The 21837-nt window shown below is 70.7% G+C and carries 20 protein-coding genes and 1 pseudogene; 10 read left to right on the forward strand and 11 right to left on the reverse strand.

Features of this window, described 5'->3' with window-relative positions; translation table 11 throughout:
- Nucleotides 1-365: 365 nt before the first annotated feature.
- Complete coding sequence (locus tag ACWC2B_RS36620) at nt 366-1757, reverse strand: NAD(P)/FAD-dependent oxidoreductase (RefSeq protein WP_450724444.1); 1392 nt, start codon at nt 1755-1757, stop codon at nt 366-368.
- Nucleotides 1758-1949: 192 nt separating this feature from the next.
- Between ACWC2B_RS36620 and ACWC2B_RS36625 the strand changes: the two genes are divergently transcribed.
- Complete coding sequence (locus ACWC2B_RS36625; protein WP_450724446.1) at nt 1950-2684, forward strand: DsbA family protein; 735 nt, start codon at nt 1950-1952, stop codon at nt 2682-2684.
- Nucleotides 2685-2689: 5 nt separating this feature from the next.
- On the opposite strand, the gene ACWC2B_RS36630 is transcribed toward ACWC2B_RS36625, so the two are convergent.
- Entirely contained in the window at nt 2690-3400 is a 711-nt protein-coding gene (locus ACWC2B_RS36630) for a rhomboid-like protein (RefSeq protein ID WP_450724448.1), read from the reverse strand.
- Between the two features lie 182 nt (nt 3401-3582).
- Here ACWC2B_RS36630 and ACWC2B_RS36635 point away from each other — a divergent pair, with 182 nt between their 5' ends.
- Nucleotides 3583-4782, forward strand: coding sequence for a hypothetical protein (locus tag ACWC2B_RS36635; protein WP_450724450.1), 1200 nt, complete (start codon nt 3583-3585; stop codon nt 4780-4782).
- An 87-nt stretch (nt 4783-4869) separates the two neighbouring features.
- Nucleotides 4870-5340 (forward strand): N-acetyltransferase family protein, encoded by a 471-nt coding sequence (locus ACWC2B_RS36640; RefSeq protein ID WP_450724482.1) that lies wholly within the window; start codon nt 4870-4872, stop codon nt 5338-5340.
- A gap of 64 nt (nt 5341-5404) precedes the next feature.
- On the opposite strand, the gene ACWC2B_RS36645 is transcribed toward ACWC2B_RS36640, so the two are convergent.
- Nucleotides 5405-5659 (reverse strand): hypothetical protein, encoded by a 255-nt coding sequence (locus tag ACWC2B_RS36645; RefSeq protein WP_450724452.1) that lies wholly within the window; start codon nt 5657-5659, stop codon nt 5405-5407.
- A gap of 250 nt (nt 5660-5909) precedes the next feature.
- Between ACWC2B_RS36645 and ACWC2B_RS36650 the strand changes: the two are divergent.
- Nucleotides 5910-6146, forward strand: a pseudogene (locus ACWC2B_RS36650) (DUF6879 family protein); the annotation flags it as partial.
- Nucleotides 6147-6165: 19 nt separating this feature from the next.
- Nucleotides 6166-7014 (forward strand): helix-turn-helix domain-containing protein, encoded by an 849-nt coding sequence (locus tag ACWC2B_RS36655; RefSeq protein WP_450724454.1) that lies wholly within the window; start codon nt 6166-6168, stop codon nt 7012-7014.
- Nucleotides 7015-7043: 29 nt separating this feature from the next.
- On the opposite strand, the gene ACWC2B_RS36660 is transcribed toward ACWC2B_RS36655, so the two are convergent.
- Nucleotides 7044-8258 (reverse strand): FAD-dependent oxidoreductase, encoded by a 1215-nt coding sequence (locus ACWC2B_RS36660; protein ID WP_450724456.1) that lies wholly within the window; start codon nt 8256-8258, stop codon nt 7044-7046.
- A gap of 140 nt (nt 8259-8398) precedes the next feature.
- Between ACWC2B_RS36660 and ACWC2B_RS36665 the strand changes: the two genes are divergently transcribed.
- Entirely contained in the window at nt 8399-9082 is a 684-nt protein-coding gene (locus ACWC2B_RS36665) for a pentapeptide repeat-containing protein (RefSeq protein ID WP_450724458.1), read from the forward strand.
- A 103-nt stretch (nt 9083-9185) separates the two neighbouring features.
- Here ACWC2B_RS36665 and ACWC2B_RS36670 read toward each other — a convergent pair whose 3' ends face one another.
- The 3 genes from ACWC2B_RS36670 to ACWC2B_RS36680 all read right to left on the reverse strand — a co-directional run bounded on the left by ACWC2B_RS36670 (nt 9186) and on the right by ACWC2B_RS36680 (nt 11852).
- The gene (locus tag ACWC2B_RS36670) at nt 9186-9686 is read right to left on the reverse strand and encodes a hypothetical protein (RefSeq protein ID WP_450724460.1); all 501 of its coding nucleotides are present in this window, start codon (nt 9684-9686) and stop codon (nt 9186-9188) included.
- A gap of 151 nt (nt 9687-9837) precedes the next feature.
- Nucleotides 9838-10464 (reverse strand): response regulator, encoded by a 627-nt coding sequence (locus ACWC2B_RS36675; RefSeq protein WP_450724462.1) that lies wholly within the window; start codon nt 10462-10464, stop codon nt 9838-9840.
- On the reverse strand, nt 10461-11852 hold the full coding sequence (locus ACWC2B_RS36680; protein ID WP_450724464.1) for a sensor histidine kinase: 1392 nt from the start codon (nt 11850-11852) through the stop codon (nt 10461-10463). The genes ACWC2B_RS36675 and ACWC2B_RS36680 overlap by 4 nt, the downstream gene beginning before the upstream one ends.
- Nucleotides 11853-12017: 165 nt before the next feature.
- On the opposite strand from ACWC2B_RS36680, the gene ACWC2B_RS36685 reads away from it, so the two are divergent.
- Nucleotides 12018-12623 (forward strand): GlcG/HbpS family heme-binding protein, encoded by a 606-nt coding sequence (locus ACWC2B_RS36685; RefSeq protein ID WP_450724466.1) that lies wholly within the window; start codon nt 12018-12020, stop codon nt 12621-12623.
- Between the two features lie 121 nt (nt 12624-12744).
- Nucleotides 12745-14187, forward strand: coding sequence for a M1 family metallopeptidase (locus ACWC2B_RS36690; RefSeq protein WP_450724468.1), 1443 nt, complete (start codon nt 12745-12747; stop codon nt 14185-14187).
- A 132-nt stretch (nt 14188-14319) separates the two neighbouring features.
- Here ACWC2B_RS36690 and ACWC2B_RS36695 read toward each other — a convergent pair whose 3' ends face one another.
- A complete protein-coding gene (locus ACWC2B_RS36695; protein WP_450724484.1) occupies nt 14320-15822 on the reverse strand; it encodes a M4 family metallopeptidase in 1503 nt (500 codons plus the stop codon).
- 299 nt (nt 15823-16121) lie between these two features.
- Nucleotides 16122-16697 (reverse strand): TerD family protein, encoded by a 576-nt coding sequence (locus tag ACWC2B_RS36700; RefSeq protein WP_399491939.1) that lies wholly within the window; start codon nt 16695-16697, stop codon nt 16122-16124.
- Nucleotides 16698-16895: 198 nt separating this feature from the next.
- On the opposite strand from ACWC2B_RS36700, the gene arfB reads away from it, so the two are divergent.
- Nucleotides 16896-17330, forward strand: a complete 435-nt coding sequence (gene arfB, locus ACWC2B_RS36705; RefSeq protein WP_450724486.1) for an alternative ribosome rescue aminoacyl-tRNA hydrolase ArfB — start codon at nt 16896-16898, stop codon at nt 17328-17330.
- A 59-nt stretch (nt 17331-17389) separates the two neighbouring features.
- Here the strand turns inward: arfB and ACWC2B_RS36710 are convergent, their stop codons facing one another.
- The gene (locus ACWC2B_RS36710; protein ID WP_450724470.1) at nt 17390-19039 is read right to left on the reverse strand and encodes an FG-GAP repeat domain-containing protein; all 1650 of its coding nucleotides are present in this window, start codon (nt 19037-19039) and stop codon (nt 17390-17392) included.
- Nucleotides 19040-19225: 186 nt separating this feature from the next.
- A complete protein-coding gene (locus tag ACWC2B_RS36715) occupies nt 19226-19792 on the reverse strand; it encodes a flavin reductase family protein (protein ID WP_450724472.1) in 567 nt (188 codons plus the stop codon).
- Between the two features lie 340 nt (nt 19793-20132).
- Between ACWC2B_RS36715 and cdgB the strand changes: the two genes are divergently transcribed.
- Nucleotides 20133-21806, forward strand: a complete 1674-nt coding sequence (cdgB, locus tag ACWC2B_RS36720) for a diguanylate cyclase CdgB (RefSeq protein ID WP_450724474.1) — start codon at nt 20133-20135, stop codon at nt 21804-21806.
- Nucleotides 21807-21837 lie beyond the last annotated feature (31 nt).

Here is a 21837-nt window from a genome sequence, read left to right on the forward strand (position 1 = left end):
GGTTGGTTGTCCGGCTCCGGCCCGGTGGTCGTTCCTGGGGCTCCGCCCCAGACCCCGTTCGCGACTGAAGGGCGCTCGTCCTCAAACTCCCCCAATGCCTTAAGGGCCAGGGGGACCCCCATGACGGGCTGAAGATGCCGCTGCTGGCCACGATCAACCGTGGAAGGAGCGCGGGGCTGTGACATGTGCGGCTCCGCCGCGATGGGGGTCCCCTGTTCATGGGGGTCCCCCCTGTTCGAGCGAAGCCGAGAACTTGGGGGAGCGACCAGCCACCCTCGCCAGCCCCCCCCCGGGAGACGGGCCTCAGCTCATGCCACCCCCGGCGGGTTCAGGGAAGGGGCGGGGTGGGGCCCAGGGAGGCCGGGTCAGTGGCGGCCCGCTATTCGGTCGGCCAGGGTCGCGATCCGGTCCGTCGCAGCACGGTGGCGCGACAGCTCCCTCCGGTCCGCGGCCCGGTACGCCGCGTACATACCCTGCACCCCAAGCCACCGCAGCGGCTCCGGCTCCCAGCGCCGCACCTTGTGGTTCACCCACGGCAGGGCCGTCAGCTCAGTACCCCCCGCCTGCCCCGAGTCCTGCCGCACCAGGTCCCGCAACGTCCGCGCCGCGAGGTTCGCCGTGGCCACGCCCGAGCCGACGTAGCCGCCTGCCCAGCCAAGACCCGTCGTGCGGTCCAGGGTGACCGTGGCGCACCAGTCGCGTGGCACGCCGAGCACCCCCGACCAGGCGTGGCTGACTCGTACCCCGGCCAGCTGCGGGAAGAAGCGCACCAGGATCTCCCGCAGTGCCTCCACCGTGGCGGCCCGGGTGCGGCCGTCGTTGTCGGTGCGCGAACCGAAGCGGTACGGGACGCCCCGGCCGCCCAGGGCGATCCGGTCGTCGGCCGTGCGCTGCGCGTACATGTACGCGTGCGCCATGTCGCCCAGCGTCTCGCGCCCCGCCCAGCCGATCGCCTCCCACACCTCAGGACCGAGCGGCTCCGTCGCGATCATGGACGAGTTCATGGGCAGCCAGGCCCGCCGCTGCCCCTTGAGCGAGGCGGTGAACCCCTCGGTGCAGCGCAGGATGTAGGGCGCGCGCACCGTTCCGTACGGGGTGACGGCGTGCCGGGGCCGGATCTCGGTGACCGGCGTCGACTCGTACACCGTGACCCCGAGCGCCTCGACCGCCGCCGCGAGCCCCTTGAGCAGCTTCACCGGGTGGACGCGCGCCCCGTGCGGGGTCCAGGTGGCGCCGACCGCCCCGCTGACCCGGACGCGTTCCGCGGTCTCGCGCGCCCCGAGCAGTACGCGGTCCTTCTCGCCGAAGGCGATCTCGGCGGCGTGGAAGGCTTTCAAACGCTCCAACTGGGCTGGTGTGTAAGCGACTTCGAGTACGCCGCCCTGGTGGATGTCGGCATCGATCGACTCCTCGCCGGCGACTCGCACCACTTCACCCACGGTGTCGTTCATCGCCCGCTGCAGCCGGACCGCGCTCTCCTGCCCGTGCAGCTTCGCGTACCGGTCGCGGCCCGCGATGCCGTTGTACAGCCAGCCGCCGTTGCGCCCGGAGGCTCCGTAGCCGCAGAAACGGGACTCCAGGACGGTGATGGAGAGGAAGGGCGCCGCCTTCTTCAGGTAGTACGCCGTCCACAAGCCGGTGTATCCGCCGCCGACGATCACCACGTCGGCGGTCGCGTCGCCGGGCAGCGGCTCGCGGGGTGCGGGGATGCCGTCGGTCGCGTACCAGAAGGAGATTCCGCCGTTGATCGTGCTCATGGGGGTTGTTCGTACACCCGGATCGTGGAGCTGTCCACCCATGGAATCCGCAGGTGGGCGGGGTCGTTGCGGAATCCGTGGGACCAATGGCGGCGTGGGGCGGGACCTTTGGCGGCCGGGGCGGTGCGGCCGGGTGTTTAGTGTCGAAGGTTAGGATTTTTGCTCTGTTTTGTGCCGAAAGGTTGAATCTTCATGGGTGTACGCAGTTTCCGTCGCGCCGCCGTCGCGGTGGTGGCGGCCACGGCCTTCGGCCTGTCGGCGGCGGCCTGCTCGGGCTCGGGGTCGAGCTCCGGATCGGGCACGTCCTCGCAGGCGGAGCTGACCGCGAAGACCTCCCCGGACGCCGCCACGCTCGCGAAGCTGCCCGCGAAGGTCGAGGGTGCGGAAATCGTCGTCGGCGATCCGAACGCGCCCCACACCGTGAAGGTGTACGAGGACCCGCGCTGCCCGTTCTGCATGCACTACGAGGGCGGCGGCGCGGCGGCGGTCGCCAAACTCGCGGCCGAGAAGAAGGTCAAGATCCGCTACACGATCGCCTCGTTCCTCGACGCCAACTTCGGCGGCGACAGCTCGAAGCGGGCCGTGAACGCGATGCGGGCCTCGGTCGATCAGGGCAAGTTCGCCGAGTTCCACGCGGCCGTCTTCGCGAGCCAGCCGGCGAAGGAGACGGACGACGCCTTCACCGCCGACAACCTCCTGAAGATCGCCGACAAGGTGCCCGGCCTGCGCGGGCCAGCCTTCGACAAGGCGGTACGTGAGAACACGTACAAGGACTTCGTGAAGGCGGCGGAGGGGGCGTTCGAGGACTCGGGCGTCAACAGCAGCCCCGTGATCCTGATCGACGGGAAGAAGCCGACGGGCGACGGCCGGGCGATCTTCAGCGAGGAGGCGTTCAAGAAGGTGCTGGCGGACGCCGGTATCTCGTAACCGCCCTAGGAAAGCCGGTCCTTGGCCCGCGCCCCCGAGAAGCCCGTCTCCCGGCCGACCGTACGCAGCGTGTCGGCCGGGTTCCAGGGGGCGCCGCCCTGCCCGCGGGTGAGTGGGTAGCAGGCGAGTCCGATGAGCACGGAAGCGAAGTGCCCGAGGTCGGTGAAGGTGCGGCCGCTGAGGAGCGGGGCGCCGTAGATGACGAGAATCGCGACGAGGTACAGGTAGCGATAGGGCCGCGCGATCCGGTACGTGAGGACGGCGACGACACCGGCGAGGGCGTAACTCACGCCCACATCAAGGGTGTTGACGGCCGAGTGGGGTGCGTAGTCGTGCCGGATGGCCCACAGCAGGGCGCCCTCGCTGATGAAGGTGGCGGCCACGTGTGTACCGAAGGCGACGATCAGCCAGCGCAAGGTGCCGAGCCAGCGTTCGGCCTGGGCGTGGAAGACGGAGTAGAGCACGGCGTACGGGAGCCAGCCGCCGCCGTCGATCCAGAAGGCGCTCGCGATCAGGACCCGGCGGGGGTTGGTCGACAGCTCGTGGATGTTGGTGGATCGCTGCCGCAGGAAGTCCGCCTCGAACTCGGGTGACATGTGGTGCATGGCGATGGTGGTGACGAAGAGCGCCGCCAGCCAGAGGTAGGTGCCGGGGGCGCTGCGGATGTAGCCCCGGACGCGGCGGAGCAGTCGCACGCCGTACGTGAATCGCCTCATGCGCCGATTCACGCACGGGGGCGGGGCGGGCGGGGGGACCGACATCCGGATTGTGCGCGTCTTGGCTGGATGCGGGGTGGCCCGGGGAGGGCGGAGGGCCGGGTGCGAGAAGGGGGGATCCGGCAGCCAACTGGCCGAAATTTCCCTAGAGTTGATGGCGTTGGCTGTCTCGGGGGTGGGCCATGGGTATTGAGCTGGCGGTCGCACTGGGGGTCCTGGCCGCGCGCACGACCGTGGCGCAGCTGATCCAGGGGCAGGCCATGGACAACGCGGCCTGGGCCGGGGTGGCGTCCCAGGTGGTGGACGTGCTGGTGAGCACGTCGACCCGGCAGGAGTCAGGGCTCCAGCAACTCGGCGGCATGGTCGCGGAGTTGAATGTCAAGGTCGACCGGCTGGGCAAGGTGGTCGGCGATATTCCGGCGCGCGAGTTCGAGGAGCACATGGCCGCCGGGCGCAGATACGTACGCGATCTGCCCGACACGTGGCGCAGTGCGAGGGACCGCCGCGAACTGATCCGGGACGCCCGCCACGAGTTCGTGCGCGCCTTCGGGATCGCGGAGCACATGAAGTCCCCGCAGCGCCAGGCGGTGGCGGACGTGGCCCTCGCCGGCTGCTGGTTGTGGGTCCCCTCACTGAACGACGTGCGCAAGACGATCGGGTCGGCCCGGCGGATCCTGGAGAAGGAGATGCTGTACGGGACGACGCTGCCGACCAAGTCGTACGCCGATGTGCTGTACCTCTGCAAGCGGTACGGCGAGCAGCCCGCCAACGCCGGGAAGCCGATCGCGCCGGAGAGGCAGGGCAGGCCGCCCACGGGCGGGGCGCGCCTCGCTGTGCGGATGGATTACGGCCGTCCGGTCGTGTGCGCGGGGGTGGAGGTGCGGGTGGAGGAACTTCCGCCCGTCGCCGACGATCCGCCGAGGCCGGCGCGCCCCAGCACGCCGAATCCCAGCCCCCCGATGCTGGGGAGGTTTGCGCTGAACCCGCAGCCGGCTCCGCTGACCGGGCCACGCTGGACCATCCCGGACCGTACTCAGCGACCCGCACGATTTCCGCGCAACCGCCAGACATGGTCATGGGACCTGGGCACCCCTCAGGCACCACCCGCGCCGCCGCCACCGCGGAAAAGGGTCAGAGTCCACGTGCGGAACAACCGGGCCGAGTGGATCGCGGTGTCCATGACCGCCGATGCCGTCATCGCGCAGCTCCCCGGCGCGGGGAACACCCTGCCGACCGAGAACCGGGTGAAGCCGCGGACGGCGAAGACCTTCGACCTGACGCGCCCGCAGGCCGCCCTCAACCCCGCGACCCCGGCGGCGTCCCGCTTCCTGGTCCTCCCGAGCCTCCCGAGCCTCCCGACGATCGGCTTCGTCCTGCCGTAGGCCTGCGCCATGGGGTCGGGATCCGCAGAGCGAAATGATCGAGCGGGCGGCGGGGAGGCGCCCTACCCTGCGCCCATGACGACACCCATGATCCGCAGGGCCACGCCTTCCGACGTTCCGGTGATCCACGCGATGGTCCGCGAGCTGGCCGACTACGAGAAGTGCCTGGACGAGGCGCGCGCCACCGAGGACCAACTGCGCGAGGCCCTGTTCGGCGAGCACCCGGCCGCGTTCGCACACATCGCGGAGGACGAGTCGGGGGAGCCGGTCGGCTTCTCGCTCTGGTTCCTGAACTTCTCGACGTGGCGCGGGGTGCACGGCATCTACCTGGAGGACTTGTACGTACGCCCCGAGGCCAGGGGCGGCGGCCACGGCAAGGCCCTCCTGACGGAACTGGCCCGCATCTGTGTGGCGCGGGGGTACGAGCGCCTGGAGTGGTCGGTCCTGAACTGGAACACCCCGTCGATCGCCTTCTACGAGTCGCTGGGGGCGCGGCCGCAGGACGAGTGGACGGTGTACCGGCTCACGGACGAGGCGCTGGGCAGGCTCGGGGGGTAGTCGAGGGCTCTTGGCGACGCGCCGCGCCCCGGTCGACAACTCCTTCGCCGGGACGCCGCCCTCTTCATGAGGCCTCTGCCTCGTGGTCGGGGTGGCTGCGCACGTCGGCCGAGGCGTTGAAGCGGGCGGTGGCGTTGCCCGCCTTCATGGCGGCCTCCAGGCGGGCCATGGCGTCGGCGCAGCCCGCGCACCCGGGGACGGGCCTGGCTTCGTACAGCCAGGCGTCGAGGGAGCTTGCCGGCGGGATGGCCCACATCAGGGGGTCCTCCTGGTTGTGCTGCTCGCGATCGCCCTTCGGCACATGCCCTGTGTCTGGCACTTCTGGACCATGTTCCGCCGTCCCCTCGGTGCTGTCGTGGTGATGACGACCGTAGGGATGGGCCTGATCTCGGCTCTACGAACTTGCAGCAGTTTGCATGTCAATTGGCCGGTCCGGAGGCCATATTGACGTTATGTCGGCTGGCCGAGAAGCTTGTGCAAGGACACGCAAGCACCCGACCCGGGAGCAGACCATGGCCGTTGAGTTCATCGGAATCGACCCTGACACCGACCGGGATCACTGTCCCACGGTGTGGGCGGACGAGGAGGTCCGATGGCTGCCGCGGCGCCGGACTGCGGAAATCGCTCTGCCGGGGAACGACTTCTGGCTGTTCGACGGCGCGGTGCTCCGGGTGCACCACTTCTCAGGTGACGGCGTCGTGGTGGAGGATGAGATCACGAAGGATCCGGAGCTGGTGAAGCTGTGTTCCGCTGCCTTCGAAGCCGTATGGGAGCGCGCCGTACCGCACCACCTGTACGACGTCTGACGAAGGCCGGTCTCTTTTCATGTCCCCGCACCCCTCATCGAGCGTCCAGGTTGCTCGGGAAGCCCTGGCAGGCCAGTTGCGGGACATCCGGAAGGATGCGGGGATCAGCGGGCGGGAGCTGGCCGGCAGGTGCGGCTGGTCGGAGTCGAAGTCCTCCCGCATCGAGAACGCCAGGACGCCGCCGTCCGACGCGGACATCAGGGCGTGGTGCGGGGCCTGCGGGGCCGACGGGCAGGTCCCCGATCTGATCGCGGCGAACCGGCAGTTGGACGACGCCCATGTTCAATGGAGGCGGCTCCAGCGGAGTGGCTTGCGTCGCTTGCAGGAGTCCACGGGGGATCTGTACCAGCGAACCAAGGCGTTCAGGGTCTACGTGTCCGACGTGATCCCCGGATTCCTCCAGACCCCCGGATACGCCACCGCCCTGCTGTCGTCCATCGCGGAGTTCCGGGGAACCCCCGACGACGTGAGCGATGCCGTGGAGGCCCGCATGCGGCGCAACGCGGTGCTGAGCCGTGGCGGGCGCCGGTTCTCCTTCGTTCTGGAGGAGTCGGTCCTGCGCTACCGGCTGTGCGGGGTCGAGGCCATGGCCGCACAGCTCGGCCACCTGCTGGCGGCGATGGATCTGCCCCAAGTCGCCGTGGGTATCGTCCCCTTCGCATCACGGCGGACCGTCTGGCCCATGCCCACCTTCACCGTCTTCGACGCCCACCGGGTGCATGCGGACACGCTGGATGCCGCCGCCACGCTCACCCAGCCCAGCCAGGTCGAGCTGTACGAGCGGGCCTTCGCGAGGCTTTCGGCGGACGCCGTACGGGGTGCCCCCGCGCGCACCCTTGTGACGGATGCGCTGGCCGCCCTCGACTGACCCGCGTTGATGATCAATTATCCATATTCTCAAGTGTGTTGGTCGTCCAACCGAGCCAGCCTCAAATCCGTGAGCGCCAGCGACGCCGCCTCCATTCCGCTGTTGAAGGCCACCTCCGACAGGATTCCCGGGGCCGCCACCTGGTCGCCCGCCAGGTACACGCCCTGGCCCCGGGTGATCGCGGGGCGGTCGCGCCACGTCGTGCCGGGTGGGTCCACCGCGCCGGTGCGGCCTGTCGCCAGGGCCTCGCGGCGCCATGTCTCGCGGGTGCGCCAGCCAGGGAACCCGGCGTCCAACAGGCGCTCCGCACGCTCGATTCCGTCCGCCTTCGACTCGCCCGGGGCGATGGGGAAGTGGCCCTGGTAGAGGTGCTCGCCGGCGGGCGCGAGGCCCGGGTCGTTGCCGGTGAAGCGTTCCAGCCAGCCCGGGGCGTCCAGGTCGGAGACCACGAACGGGTCGCCCCGGCGGGCGGCCAGCGCCAGGTCCAGCAGGGCGGCGCGGCCGCTCGGCCAGGTGAGGGCGGTGTCGCCCAGGAGCCGGCGGGCCGCGTCCAGGGAGGTGGCTACCACGACGGGGCCCTCGGCGGTGCCGGGGAGTTCGGCGACCCGGGCGTCCGTTTCGATGCGTACGCCCAGGTCCCGGGCGCGCGACGCCATCCGCTCGATGAGCGCGCCCCAGCCGCCGACCGGGTAGTGCGCCTCGGGCGGCAGGGCCGCCGCGCGGTGCAGGCGCTCCTGTACGAAGCGGGCGGAGAGCGAACCCGGGTCGTGGTGGAAGAGGGCGACGGCTATGTAGTGCGCGGCCGCGCGGGCGCCCTGGGGGCCGACCTGACCAGTGGCCCAGGTCGTGAAGTCGACGTCCACCGGGGCGAGTTCGGGGCGCTTGCGGGCCAGGCGCAGCAGGGCGAGCGGCGGGGTGCGGCGCAGTGTTCCGCGCCGCAGGAAGCGGAACCGTACCGCCTCCGCCGGCCGCACCGCCGCGACCGGGCCGAGCAGTCCGCGCTGCTTGAGCCAGGCCCAGTGCGGGCCCCCGTTGTAGAGGGCGTGCGGGCCCTCGTTCGTCCGGTACGGGGCCGCGGCGGTACGGGCCCGGCCGCCCAGGCTGCCGTGCGCCTCGTACAGGGTGACGGCCGCGCCGGACTCCGCGGCGGTGATCGCGGCGGTCAGTCCGGCGAAGCCGCCGCCCACGACGGTGATCCGGCCGGTGCGGCCCCGGCTCGTCCCTGCTGCCATTGCTGTCTCCATTCGCGAGGGGCGCGGCGTACGCAGAGAGGACGGAGCGGGGTGCCCGAATGTGACATGTTCTGGCCGCGAATTTACGGAGCTGAGGGTTCCCCCGGTCACGAGCAGGGGTGATTGTCAGTGCCATGGTCCAGCATGAGGACATGGCAGCGGCACGGAGTGCGAAGAAGACGGCGGCTACGGCGGGTGCCCGCAGGGCGGAGGTGCGACTGCCACCACTGGCGCCGTTCGGCGCGGGTGAGCTGGAGCCGGAGGGCGATTATGACGGGCTGGAGTTCAGGGACCTCGACCTGGCGGGACAGCAGGCGCACAGCGCGCGCTTCCTCGACTGCGGGATCTACGGATGCGGCCTGGACGATACGCGGCTGACCGGGGCCCGCTTCATCGACTCGGTGCTGTCCGGGATCCGCGGCGTCGGTACGGATCTGTCGCGGTCGAGCCTGCGTGACGTGGAGGTGCGCGACGTCCGGATGGGCGGGGTGCAGCTGCACGGCTCGGTCCTGGAACGGGTGCTGATCAAGGGCGGGAAGATCGACTACCTGAACCTGCGCGAGGCCGAACTGCGCGATGTCGTCTTCGACGGCTGCGTACTGTCCGAGCCGGACTTCGGCGGAGCCATGCTGGCGCGGGTCGAGTTCCGCGGCTGCGAGCTGCGCGGGGCCGATTTCACCGGCGCCCGGATGAAGGACGTCGACCTGCGCGGGGCGACCCTGCTCGACATCGCACGCGGGGTGGAACGGCTCGCGGGCGCGGTCATCAGCCCGACCCAACTCCTCGACCTGGCACCGGCGTTCGCGGCGCAGGTGGGGGTGCGGGTGGAGGCGTGAGGGTTCGCTGAGCGGTGAGGTCCTGGGAGCCGCCCGCGGGGGTGCCGGCCCTCGTCGGCTCCCGGGCTCCCGGCCCCGATCGCCGTCGACCCCGCGGGGCCCGTCAGGCGATCCTGGGGAAGCGGGCCTGGAGGTCCCAGACGATGGGGTTGTCGCCGAGGCCCTCGTGCATGTCGGTGAGGTCGGCGATCAGGTCGTGCAGGAAGTCCCTTGTCTCGCGGCGGAGTTCGGTGTGCGAGAAGGTGAGGGGGTCCTCTTCGGCGGGCATCCAGTCCGCCTCCACGTCCACCCAGCCGAAGCGGCGCTCGAAGAGCATCCGGTCCGTCGACTCGGTGAAGTCGATCTCGGCGTACTGGGGCCGTGCGGCGCGCGAGCCGAGCGGGTCCCGGTCGAGGTGCTCCACGGTGTCGCACAGCGCCCACGCGAAGTCGAGCACCGGCACCCATCCCCAGGCTGTGGACACCTCGCGGTCCGCCTTGGTGTCGGCGAGGTAGACGTCTCCGCAGAACAGGTCGTGGCGCAGCGTGTAGACGTCCGCGCGGCTGTAGTCGATCCGCGTGGGGTCGGGGAAGCGGCGGGATAGGGAGTAGCCGATGTCGAGCACGGGTCGATGGTGTCATGGCTGGGGTGGGCCCCCCTTCCGCAGCCCCCTCACGGGCTCCGCCCCGGGCCCGGGGGCGCCCCCGGGCGGGCCGCAGCTCCCGGTCCGTGAGCCACCCCGGGTTCTGGCGCGGCCACCCGCACCCCGCCCACCCTCATGGCAGCAGCCGCTGCTCCTTCGCCACGGCCACCGCGCCCGCCCTCGTGTCGACGCCGAGCTTGTCGTAGATGCGGCCCAGGTGGGTCTTCACCGTGGCCTCGCTGATGAACAGGGCGCGGGCGATTTCGCGGTTGCCCAGGCCGTTCGCCAGCTGGGCCAGGATGTCGAGTTCGCGGGGCGTGAGGGTGGGGCGGGAGGCGCCGCGGAGTTGGTTCATGACGCGGCTGGCCACGGGTGGGGACAGCGTGGTGCGGCCCTCGGCGGCCGCCCGGATCGCGGCGAAGAGCTCCTCGGGGCGTTCGGCCTTGAGGAGGTAGCCCGTCGCCCCCGCCGCGATCGCCCGAGTGATGTCGGCGTCCGTGTCGTACGTGGTGAGGACCAGGACGCGCACCCCGGTCGCGGAGATGCGGCGGGTCGCTTCCACGCCGTCGATGCCGGGACCCAGCTGGAGATCCATCAGCACCACGTCCGGCTTCAGCTTGGCCGCCGCGGCCACCGCCTCCTCGCCGCTGCCGGCCTCCCCGGCCACCTCGATGTCCGGCTCGCTGCCGATGAGCGCGAGCAGCCCCGCACGCACCACCGCGTGGTCGTCGCAGAGCAGAATCCGTACGGGGTCGGTCATGGCCGGGGCTCCAGGGGGATCGCGGCGGACAGGACGGTGCCCTCGCCGGGTGCCGACTCGACGGTCAGCCTCCCGCCGAGCTGCCGCACCCGCGCGTGCATCGCGGGCAGCCCGTGGCCCCGTACGCCGGGGGGCTGCGGGGGCGCGAAGCTGGGGCGGACGTGGTCAGCCGCCCCGACGCCGGGGTCCGGCCGCACGCCGGGTGCCTGACCAGAGGGGTCCCGTACGCCAAGGGAGGACCCGGGACAAAAACCCCGGCCGTCGTCCGCGATGTCCAGCACCACCTGGTCGCCCAGATAGGTGAGAGTCAGCGCCGCCGACGTCGCCCCGGCGTGCTCGCGTACGTTCGCGAGGGCGCCCTGGGCGATACGCAGCAGGGCGGAGCCCACACGGTCGGGCAGGGGGGCGTTCGGCGCGCCGTCGATGTGGCAGCGCACCTCGAACGACCCCGACTCCGCCGACTCCCGCGCGGCCAGCGTGCGCAGCGCCGCGTCCAGACCGCCGCCCTCCGCGAGGTCCGCCGGAGCCAGGTCCTGGACGAAGCGGCGCGCCTCCGCCAGGTTGCGCTCCGCGATGGACTCGGCCGTACGGACATGGCGTCGCGCCGCCCCGGGGTCCGCGGCCCACACCCGGTCCGCCGCCTGGAGCAGCATCTGCTGGCTGGAAAGGCCCTGCGCGAGGGTGTCGTGGATCTCCATCGAGAGCCGCTGCCGCTCGGCGAGCGTGCCCTCGCGGCGTTCGGTGGCGGCGAGTTCGCGCCGGGTGCGCAACAGGTCGTCGATCAACTCCCGTTGCTGGGCGGCCAGTTGGCGCTGACGGTCGGCCTGTCGCTGCATCTGGACGAACACGGCCGTCGCGATCGCCGCGACGGCGGGCGGCGCGAGGACGAGGTTCGGGTCGAAGCCGTTGGAGGACAGCTCGACCTGGGCGGTCACGACGAACGCGGTCAGCACCCCGACCAGCACCAGCGCGGCTCGCGGCCGCAGCGTGCGCAGGCCCGTGTAGAACAGCGGCACCGCGCACCACGCGAAGCTCGGCGCGAGCACCACCAGGACCATCCAGGTGGCCACGACCCCGCCCAGCCAGGCGAGCCGCCGCGGGGTCGGCCGCGAACCCAGCGCCGGCCCGAGCACGTACAGCACGGCCAGCGCGGCCGACAGCGCGATGATCCAGGGCGTACGGGCCTCCCCGGGATGCCGGATCAGGAACCGCGCGAGCGAGGCCCCGAGCAGCAGGAAGAACGCGGCGTGCATGACGACGGGCAACCACCGCTCGACGCCGGCCGGGTCGACGACGTCGTGCGTCCCGCCTTCGGCATCGGCCGGGTCGATGACGGTTTGCGTCCCGACGTCGGCGCCCCGCGTCCCATGCCCTCCGTTGTCGCTCATCCACCCTCCTCACCTGCCCGTACGTACCTGCCGCGCCCTCATCGTGACCCGAGCCGGCCACCCCCGCATCAACCGATCGGCCGACAGGGCCCTCCACCGATTCGCGCGTCGCGGGCAGCCGGTACGCCGAGGGGCAGGGGCCGGATCCGCCCCGAGGATCGAAGCATGAACCCCAACACCACGCAGAACACCACCAGCACCAACGCCAGCACCAGCACCAAGCGGCTCGCCCTCGGCGCCGCCGCCCTCGCCATCGCCGCCGCCGGAACCTTCGGCGCCGTCTCCGCCAGCGCCGCAGCTCCCGCCGCCCCCGCCGCACAAAGCACCAGTACCGGCACCAGCAGCACCACCACCGCCACCCACAACCTCACCACCTCCACCCACCTCACCGTCGCCGCCGCCACCAAGGCCGCCCAGGCCGCGCTCGACGCCGCCGTCAAGGAGAACCAGAAGGTGTCCGTCGCCGTCGTCGACCGCGACGGCAACACCCTGGTCACCCTGCGCGGCGACGGCGCCGGGCCGCAGTCGCCCGAGTCGGCCGAGCGCAAGGCGTACACCGCGGTCTCCTGGAACGCACCCACCTCCGAGCTGGCCAAGCGCCTCGCCCAGGCCCCGAACCTCAAGGACATCCCCGGCACCCTGTTCCTCGCGGGCGGCGCCCCCGTTCAGGCCAAGGGGGCGCCCGTCGCGGCTGTCGGTGTGGCCGGTGCCCCGAGTGGCGACCTCGACGAGAAGTTCGCCCAGGCGGGCGTCGCGGCACTGAACAAGTAGTTCCCGGGCAAGTAGTCCCGGGCCGGGAGCACTCAGCCACCGGCCCCGGTCCGAGCGGTCTCAGAGTGCCGAGGAGCAGTCCCCGGGCGCGGGTCGTGGCGGCGCCCTTAGGATCACTGACGTGGACAGACGACCGGAGAGGCGGACGGCGCCGCACGGGCGCGGGGCGCACCGTGCCCGTCGCACCCGCCTCGCCGCCGTCGCCCTGCTCACCGCCCTCGCCGTCACCTCCTGCACCGGCGGCGTGACCGGCACCCCGGGCTCCTCCGGCACCCGCGACGAGCTCTTCCCCAAGCTCGGCAACGACGGTTACGACGTCCAGCACTACAGCCTGGACCTCGACTACGACCCGGCGACCGGGCACCTCAAGGGCGGGGCCACGATCATCGCGCGGGCCACCAAGGACCTCAGCGCCTTCGACCTCGACTTCGCCGGGATGGACGTCGAGGCGGCCACCGTCGACGACAAGCCCGCCGCCGTCAACCGGGCCGGCGACGAGCTGACCCTGCGCCCCCGCGAGGACCTCACCCGGGGCAAGACGTTCACCGCGTACGTGCGCTACTCGGGCCGCCCGAAGACCATCACGGACCCCGACGGCTCCGAGGAGGGCTGGCTCAAGTCGCGCGGCGGGGGTGTGCTCGCGCTCGGCGAACCGACCGGCTCGATGGCCTGGTTCCCGTCCAACAACCATCCGCGCGACAAGGCCACGTACGACATCAAGGTGACGGTGCCGGACGGTCTTCAGGCCGTGTCCAACGGCGAGTTGGCGTCCAAGGCGAGCGACAAGGGCCGCACCACGTTCAGTTGGCGGGTCAAGGAGCCCATGGCGACCTACCTCGCGGCCGTCGCCATCGGGCCGTACGAGATCGACGACAAGGGGATGACCAAGTCCGGCATCCCGATCTACAACGCCGTCGACCCCGGTGTGAAGGAGCAGACCGCCGAGGTCGTCGCTCAACTCCCGGACGTCATCGCCTGGGAGGAGCAGAACTTCGGGCCGTACCCGTTCTCGTCCACCGGTGTGGTGGTGGCGCCGGAGAAGGCCTCGGGCTACGCCCTTGAAACGCAGAACCGGCCGGTGATACCGCTGGACCACTTCGACCTGAGCACCCTCGTGCACGAGCTGGCCCACCAGTGGTTCGGCGATTCCGTCACCCCGGCGACGTGGCGCGACATGTGGCTCAACGAGGGCTTCGCGCAGTACTCGGAGTGGCTGTGGAGCGAGGACCACGGCGGGTCGACCGCGCAGCAGCACTTCGACGAGGAGTACGCCAAGGACGACGGCGACGAGATCTGGGCCTTCCCGCCGGCAGCTCCGCCGACGGCCGCCGATGTGTCCGGGCGGCCGGTGTACGTGCGCGGCGCCATGGTCGTCCACAAGATCCGGCAGGCCGTCGGCGACGAGAAGTTCTTGACGCTCGTGCGGGACTGGACGCGCACCCACCGGCACGCCAACGCCTCGACCGAGGAGTTCACCCGCTTCGTCGACGACGAAGCGGGTCACAAGCTCTCTGACGTGTGGGACATCTGGCTCCACGGGGACGGGAAGCCCGAGACTCCGTAGAAGTCCGCAGGCGTCCGTAGAAGTCCGCAGGCGTCCGCAGGCGTCCGCAGGCGTCGCGTGGAACTCCCGCGACTCCCGCCGAACTCCCCGTGGAACCAGGTGAGTTGACCCGTTCGTGCGTCGGCTAGTGCGTCACTTCACGTTGACGGCTGTCCAGGCGGCCGCCACCGTCTTGTACTCCGTGCTGGTCGCGCCGTACAGGTCGCCCGCCGCCTTGAGGGTCGCGGCGCGCGCGGCCTTGTAGTTGGTGGTCGACGTCATGTACGTGGAGAGCGCCTTGTACCAGATCTTGTACGCCTTGACCCGGCTGATCCCGGTGACCTTGGAGCCGTCGGAGGTCGGCGAGTTGTAGCTCACCCCGTTGATCGTCTTCGCGCCGCTGCCCTCGGACAGCAGGTAGAAGAAGTGGTTGGCGACGCCGGACGAGTAGTGCACGTCCTTGTTGCCGACCCCGCTCGACCAGTAGTCGGCCGACCCGCCGTCCTTGCTGGGCTTGTCCATGTAGCGCAGCGGCGTGCCGTTGCCGTTGATGTCGATCTTCTCGCCGATGAGGTAGTCGCCCTTGTCGGAGGCGTTGTTGGCGTAGAACTCGACCGACGTGCCGAAGATGTCGCTGGTCGCCTCGTTGAGGCCGCCGGACTCCCCGCTGTAGTTCAGCTTGGCGGTTGCGGCGGTGAGGCCGTGGCTCATCTCGTGACCGGCCACGTCGAGCGCGGTGAGCGGCTTCTTGTTGCCTTCGCCGTCGCCGTACGTCATGCAGAAGCAGCTGTCGTCCCAGAACGCGTTGACGTACCCGTTGCCGTAGTGGACGCGCGAGTAGGCGGCCTTGCCGTTGCCCGCGATGCCGTTGCGGCCGAGCTCGGTCTTGTAGAAGTCCCACGTCTCGGCGGCGCCGTAGTGGGCGTCGACGGCGGCGGTCTCGCGGTTGGACGGCGTGCCGTCGCCCCACGTGTCGGTGGACTTCGTGAAGAGCGTGCCGGTGCCGGAGCTGCCGCCCTTCAGGTCGTACGTCTTGTGACCGCCGCGCGTGGCGTCGGTGAGGCTGAAGGTCGAGCCGCTCTTGGAGGTGCCGAGCGTGACCTTGCCCGAGTACTCGCTGGTGCCGGTGCCGGTCTCGATCTCCTCGTGGGAGTAGAGCTCGGTGCCGGTGGTGGCGTCCGTGACGATGTCGCGGCGGCTCGGCGTGCCGTCCGGCTGGGTGCCGGTGACGGTGCGCTCGTAGGCGAGGACGGGCTTGCCGTCGGCGGCCCAGACGACCTTGCGCGAGCCGGTGGGGGCGGCCTTGAGCGCGGTGGTGGTGGCGACGGCTATCTTCGCGTCGGTCGCCTTGTCGACGCCCTTGAGGGTGCCGTTCTTCGCGGTGTGCACGACGAGGTCGCCGCCGAGGACGGGCAGGCCGTCCAGGGTGCGCTCGTAGCGGGTGTGGACCGTACCGTCGGCGTCCTTGATCACGTCGCGGACGACGAGCTTCTCCTTGGCGCCGAGCCCGATCTGCTGGGCGGTGGCGGGCGCGGCGTCCTGGGCCGCGCTCAGGGCGTCGGCGCGCTGGGCGGTGCTGAGGTCAAGGGCGGTGGCACCGGCGGCGCGGTCGGTGGCGCCGGCGGTCGAGCCGGCTTGTACGCCGACGACGACCATGGCGGCGGATGCAGCAAGAGCGGCGGCACGCAGAGTGGTTCGCACTCGGTGGTCTCCTTCACTCGTTCCGTGGGGGCGAGTTGGAGACTGCCAGCAGATGAATGGTTTTTGACAGAGACCCGACAAATATTTGGCTTGATCGTGTCCGAAAGTGGGTTGTTGTTGTCCGCTGACCGACTAATTCAGGCCGCATAAGGGGGAGTTGAGACACCTGTCATCGAGTGAGGTGTCTTCGGCGGAAACGAGAAGGTGCCCCCGGCGTGAACACCGGGGGCACCTCGGATGTGTCAGCGGGGACGTCAGACGTTCACGCCGAAGTCCTGCGCGATGCCGACCAGGCCCGAGGCGTAACCCTGGCCCACGGCGCGGAACTTCCACTCGGCGCCGTTGCGGTACAGCTCGCCGAAGACCATCGCGGTCTCGGTGGCGGCGTCCTCGCTCAGGTCGTAGCGGGCGATCTCGGCGCCGCCGGCCTGGTTGACGATGCGGATGTAGGCGTTGCGCACCTGGCCGAAGTTCTGCGAACGGGCCTCGGCGTCGTAGATGGAGACCGGGAAGACGATCTTGTCGACGTCGGCGGGCAGGCCGGCCAGGTTGACGTTGATCGCCTCGTCGTCGCCCTCGCCCTGGCCGGTGGTGTTGTCACCGGTGTGCACGATGGTCTGGTCCGGCGTCGACTTGTTGTTGAAGAAGACGAAGTGACCGTCCGAGTAGACCTTGCCCGTCGCGTTCACCGCGATCGCCGAGGCGTCGAGGTCGAAGTCGGTGCCGGTGGTGGTGCGGACGTCCCAGCCGAGGCCGACCGTGACGGCGGTCAGGCCCGGGGCCTCCTTGGTGAGCGAGACGTTGCCGCCCTTGGACAGGCTTACAGCCATGGGATGTCCCCTTCATCGTGATGTGCGGGCTTCGAGCCGTCCCCGAAGCTACCGTCATTCCCCATAACGTCGGCAGGGGACCGAGAGGTTCCATCCCGCTTTGCTTTCTTTGCCAAGAGGCCGACAAGACCGACAAGAGATCGGCGAGGGCGGATGTGAGGGGAAAAGCGGGTGACGCGCTGCCGCGCACCCGTCACCATGGATGTCATGTCCGGGCCCTATCTCATCCGCGGCTCCGTCTCTCTCCCGGAGGCCGAGCTGATCTGGCGTTTCTCCAGGTCGTCAGGGCCCGGCGGCCAGCACGTCAACACCAGCGACTCCCAGGTGGAGCTCCGCTTCGACCTCGCGAGGACCGAGGCGCTGCCGGAGGTCTGGAAGTCCCGCGCGCTGGAACGGCTCGCGAGCCGTCTGGTGGGCGGCGTCATCTCCGTACGGGCCTCCGAGCACCGATCGCAGTGGCGCAACCGCGAAACCGCCGCGGTCCGCCTCGCCTCGCTGCTCGCCGAGGCCACCGCCCCGCCGCCCAAGCCGCGCCGCGCGACGAAGATCCCGCGCGGCATCAACGAGCGGCGGCTGCGCGAGAAGAAGCAGCGCGCCCAGACGAAGAAGGGGCGGTCGGGGCGGGACTGGTAGGCCCGGTCCCTCCGATCCGCCCCTCGTCACGACGGCCGTACCGCTACGGCAGCGCCGCGTCAGAACAGTTCGTTGTAGGCGTTCCAGCCGCCGCCCAGGAAGCCCGCGGGCTTGAACTTGCCGCCGTAGGTGCCCTGTCCGTCGTACCGGTAGCCCTGCCCGGACGCGTCGATCGCGATCAGGTCGGTGGTGCCGTTGCCCGTGGCGTCGGCGACGGCCGCGAGCTTGGCGTAGCCGTTCCAGCCGCCACCGAGGTCCTTGCGGCCGGCGAACGGGTACTGGGGGTCACCGGTGCCCGGGTACAGCCACAGGTGCCCGTTGGTGTCGCGGGCCAGCAGGTCGGCGCGCCCGTCGCCGTTGACGTCGCCGGAGCCGGCGAGCTTGTTGTACTCGTTCCAGCCGGCGCCGAGCCGCTCCGGGGTGAAGAACCTGGTGCCGGAGCCGTCGCCGAGGTACTCCCAGAGCACGCCGGACTTGTCGCGGGCGAGCAGGTCGCCGTGGCCGTCGCCGTTCAGGTCGCCCGGTCCGACGATCGAGGTGTACGCGTCCCAGCCCTTGCCGAGGCTGACGGGCTGCTTGCCGTAGCTGTCGATCCAGAGCATGCCGCCGGCGACCTGGAGCCGGGCGGGCTCGCCCGAGTCGTCGAGTGAGTTGGCGAGGCCCACCGTGAACTGGCCGCCGTTGACGGCGTCCTGCCACGGCACGGAGATGCCGAACTGCCCGTCGTTCTTCGTACGGCGGAACTCGTTCACGAAGTCGCCGCTCACCGAGAGGAACTTGTTCTTCCCGACGGCCTGCCTGCCTCCGGCGTTGCCGAGGACGTCCCCGGACTGCCAGCCGCGACCGGCCAGGACCGGGGCGGCGAAGCCGCCGTCGCCGAGCGCCTTGTACAGGTACAGGTCGCCGCTCTGGGTGCGGGCCAGCAGGTCGGAGAGGCCGTCCCCGTCCTGGTCGTCGGCGCTCAGGAGCTGGTTGTACGAGTGCCAGCCGGCGCCGAGGGCGACGGGTGCCTTGAACGGCTTGGCGGCGTTGCCGGTGCCGCCGATGAAGAGGAGGTCGTCGGTGACGGTGCGGACGTAGACGTCGCCTATGCCGTCGCCGTCCGCGTCGGCGACGCCCACGATCTGGTCGTAGTCGCCCCAACCCGAGGCGATCTTGACGGCGCCCTCGAACGGCGAGTCGATGCCGCCCTTCCCCGCGAACAAGTACACGTCGCCGGTGCTGTTCCGCGCGATGAGGTCGCTCTTGCCGTCGCCGGTCACGTCGCCGACCGCCACGACCCTGTCGTACATGTTCCAGCCGGTGCTGAGCCTGACCGGCTTGGTCGCCCCGCCCGGCAGGACGAAGAGCTCGCCGACGGGGTTGGTCCACAGCACGTCGGGCTTGCCGTCGCCGGTCAGGTCGCCCGGGGTCATCAGGTTGTTGATGTCCGCGTGCGACCGGTCGGTGAGCAGGGGCGCGGAAACGTACGTGCCGTTGTCGTTGCGGTAGGTCGAAAGGCCCGCCTCGGAGCGGACGACGATGTCGCCCCTGCCGTCACCGTCGAGGTCGAACCGCGGCTTGGCCTTGCTGACGGCGGCAGCTTTCGGCGCCGCGGGGCCCTTCGTGTCGGCCAGCGCCGGCGTGCTGAGCAGGGTTCCCGCCGCGACGGCGATCGCCGTGCAGGCCGCGATGCGGCGAGCGCGGCGGGACATAAGGGTGTTGCGCATGGTCCCCCCCAGGACATGGGCGTACGCGGATGGCGTACGGAATGTGTCCGGGCTGCGAAGTGTGTGCGCCCGGCATGTGAAGGGAGCTTATGCGGGTGGAGTTGGGGAGGACAGAGCCCTGTGTGACGGCTGTGTCACAGGAGGGAACGGACGTATGACGTCCGGTTCGCCCCGAAGTGGAGGGAGTCAGCCCAACTGCCGGTACCGCCCCCGGAAATATGTCAGCGGCCCGCCCTCCGCGCTCGGCAGGTTCGCCGTCAGGACACGGCCGATGGCCAGGGTGTGATCGCCCGCCACCACGCGCTGCTCGGTGCGGCATTCGAGGGTGGCCAGCGCGCCGCCGACCAAGGGGGCGCCGCTCGCCTCGCCCCTGCTGTACGGGATGTCGTCGAACAGCAGGCGGTCGCTGATGCGGCCCTTCATCGCGAACCGGCCCGCGATGTGGCGCTGGCTCTCGGACAGCAGGGACACCGCCCACAGCGGCTGCTCCGCGAGGAGGTCGTCCATCCGCGAGCCGTTGCGCAGCGAGACCAGGACGAGGGGCGGGTCGAGGGAGACCGACATGAAGGCCGTCGCGGTCATGCCGACGTCCTCGCCGCGCGGGCCGTCGTCCGCGTCGTGCGCGGTCACCAGGACCACGCCCGCGGCCAGCCGGGACATCGCGGCGCGGAACTCGTCATTGCTCACCCCCACAGGATGAGGGGTCCCGGCGGCAAGTGCGGAAAGGGTGGCGGTAAGGGGTGTCTGGAACACAACCGGAACGCTAGTCTCCTGCCACCGCGGACCGCATCGGGCCCGGGGACCAGCCGGGACCTAGGTCTCGCGGCCGACCCCCGGCCCCCTGTTCCGGCGCCCAGGCACTTCCCAGGAAGTTCCCAGCCCGTTCTCAGTTTGCGTTCAGGAAAGGTAGGGGGCAAAGACGGAAAGAACGGCCAACCCCCCATCATCTGCTGTGACTTGAGTCACAGAAGGCACTATTTGTTGACCCTGTGTACCGGCTAGACAGCTCGCTGTGATTCAGTGGCGGGACAGTGCAAAAGGAATGCCGATCTGAAGCCAGGAGTTGCTGTCGAGGTCTCGGGGAGAGCGAGCAATGGAGACCGAGTCGGAGCCCTACGTCCGTCTTGCGACCCTGCGGCAGCTGCACCAGGTGGTCGGGGAGCTGAACACGGCCCGCAGCCTCGCGGACACGCTGCAGACCGTTGCGGACGGCGTCATCGCGGGACTCGGCTACGAGCTGGCCTGCGTCAATCTCGTACGCCCCGACGGTGACCTGGTCGTCGCCGCCTTCGCCGGCAACGCCGCCGCGGAAGCCCTGATCACCGGCCGGGTCGGATCCCGCGGCTCCTGGGAGCGCCGCCTTTCGATGGGCGAGGACTGGGACGGCCTGCGCTTCATCCCGCACACCGAGGGCTGGGTGCTCCTTGAGGACGACGTACCCCAGTGGTACACGGAGGGCCCCGACCCGCGGTTCGAGGACGAGTGGCATCCGCAGGACCGGCTCTACGCCCCGATGTACGCCTCCGGCGGCACCCAGGAACTCCTGGGCGTCATCTCCGTCGACAAACCCCGCAACGGCCGCAAGCCCGGCGCCTGGGGGCGGGAAGCGCTCCAGATGTATGCATCGCAGTCCGCGATTGCGATCAGCAACGCCCGGCTCCGCGCAAACATGCAGCGCGCCCTGGTCCGCCTGGAGCGCGAGCAGCAGGCGCTCCGCGCCAGTGAGGAAAGCTTCCGCCAGGCCTTCGAGTACGCACCCTCCGGCATGGCCATCGCCGAGATGGGCGGCGACCAGCACGGCCGGCTCCTCCGTACGAACGACGCGCTGTGCCGGCTGCTCGGGCGGCCCGCCTCCGTCATGCGGCGCTACTCCTTCGCGGACCTCGTGCACCCCGAGGACATAGGGACACTCCTGCGCACCTCCGCCGAGGGCGGCCGGGCCGAGCTGCGGCTCGGGCGGCGCGACGGCACGTATGTGTGGGTGTCGCTGCGCAACTCCGTCGTCGCCGACACCGCGGACGGGCCGCGCTTCCTGCTCACCCACGTCGAGGACATCGAGGACCGCAAGCGGCACGAGCTCCAGCTCGCCCACCGCGCCTCGCACGACGCCCTCACCGGCCTGCCCAACAGCGCCGAGCTGCGCGCGAGGCTGTCGGCGCGGCTCTGTCCCCGGCCGCACTCGGTCGGCCCGGCGAGTGCGGTCGAGACCCTCGACGCGGCCTACGGCCAGCTCCCCGGCACGGGCGAGTCCGAGGCGCACGGGCACGCGTTCCGCGCCGACGGCTTCGACTTCGAAGCGTTGCCGGGCGGCGGACCCTTCGACCACCATGTCCACACCGTGGCACCCGACAGTGAGATCGACGACGGTACGAAGGGGCTCGCGGTGCTCTTCTGCGACCTCGACGGCTTCAAGTCGATCAACGACAGGTTCGGCCACCACACCGGTGACGCCGTCCTCATCGAGGTCGCGCGCCGGCTCACCACGGGCGTGCGCGACGGCGACACCGTGGCCCGGCTCGGCGGTGACGAATTCGTCGTCCTCGCGGACGGGCTCGGCGCCGCGGACGCCGCCGACCTGGCCGTTCGTCTCCGTAACGCGATCATCCCGCCCATCCGGGTGGACGGCCGGGCGGTCCGCGTCGGGGCCAGTTTCGGCATCGGCTGGGCCAGCTGCGGGATGTCCGTCGAAGAGGTCCTGCGCTCCGCCGACCAGCGGATGTACATCGAGAAGCGCTCCCGCTCCAAGGTCCACCGCCGTGCCGGGTGACCAAATCCGGACAACGATCACGTGTGGTCGG

This window comes from Streptomyces sp. NPDC001415, assembly GCF_053597395.1.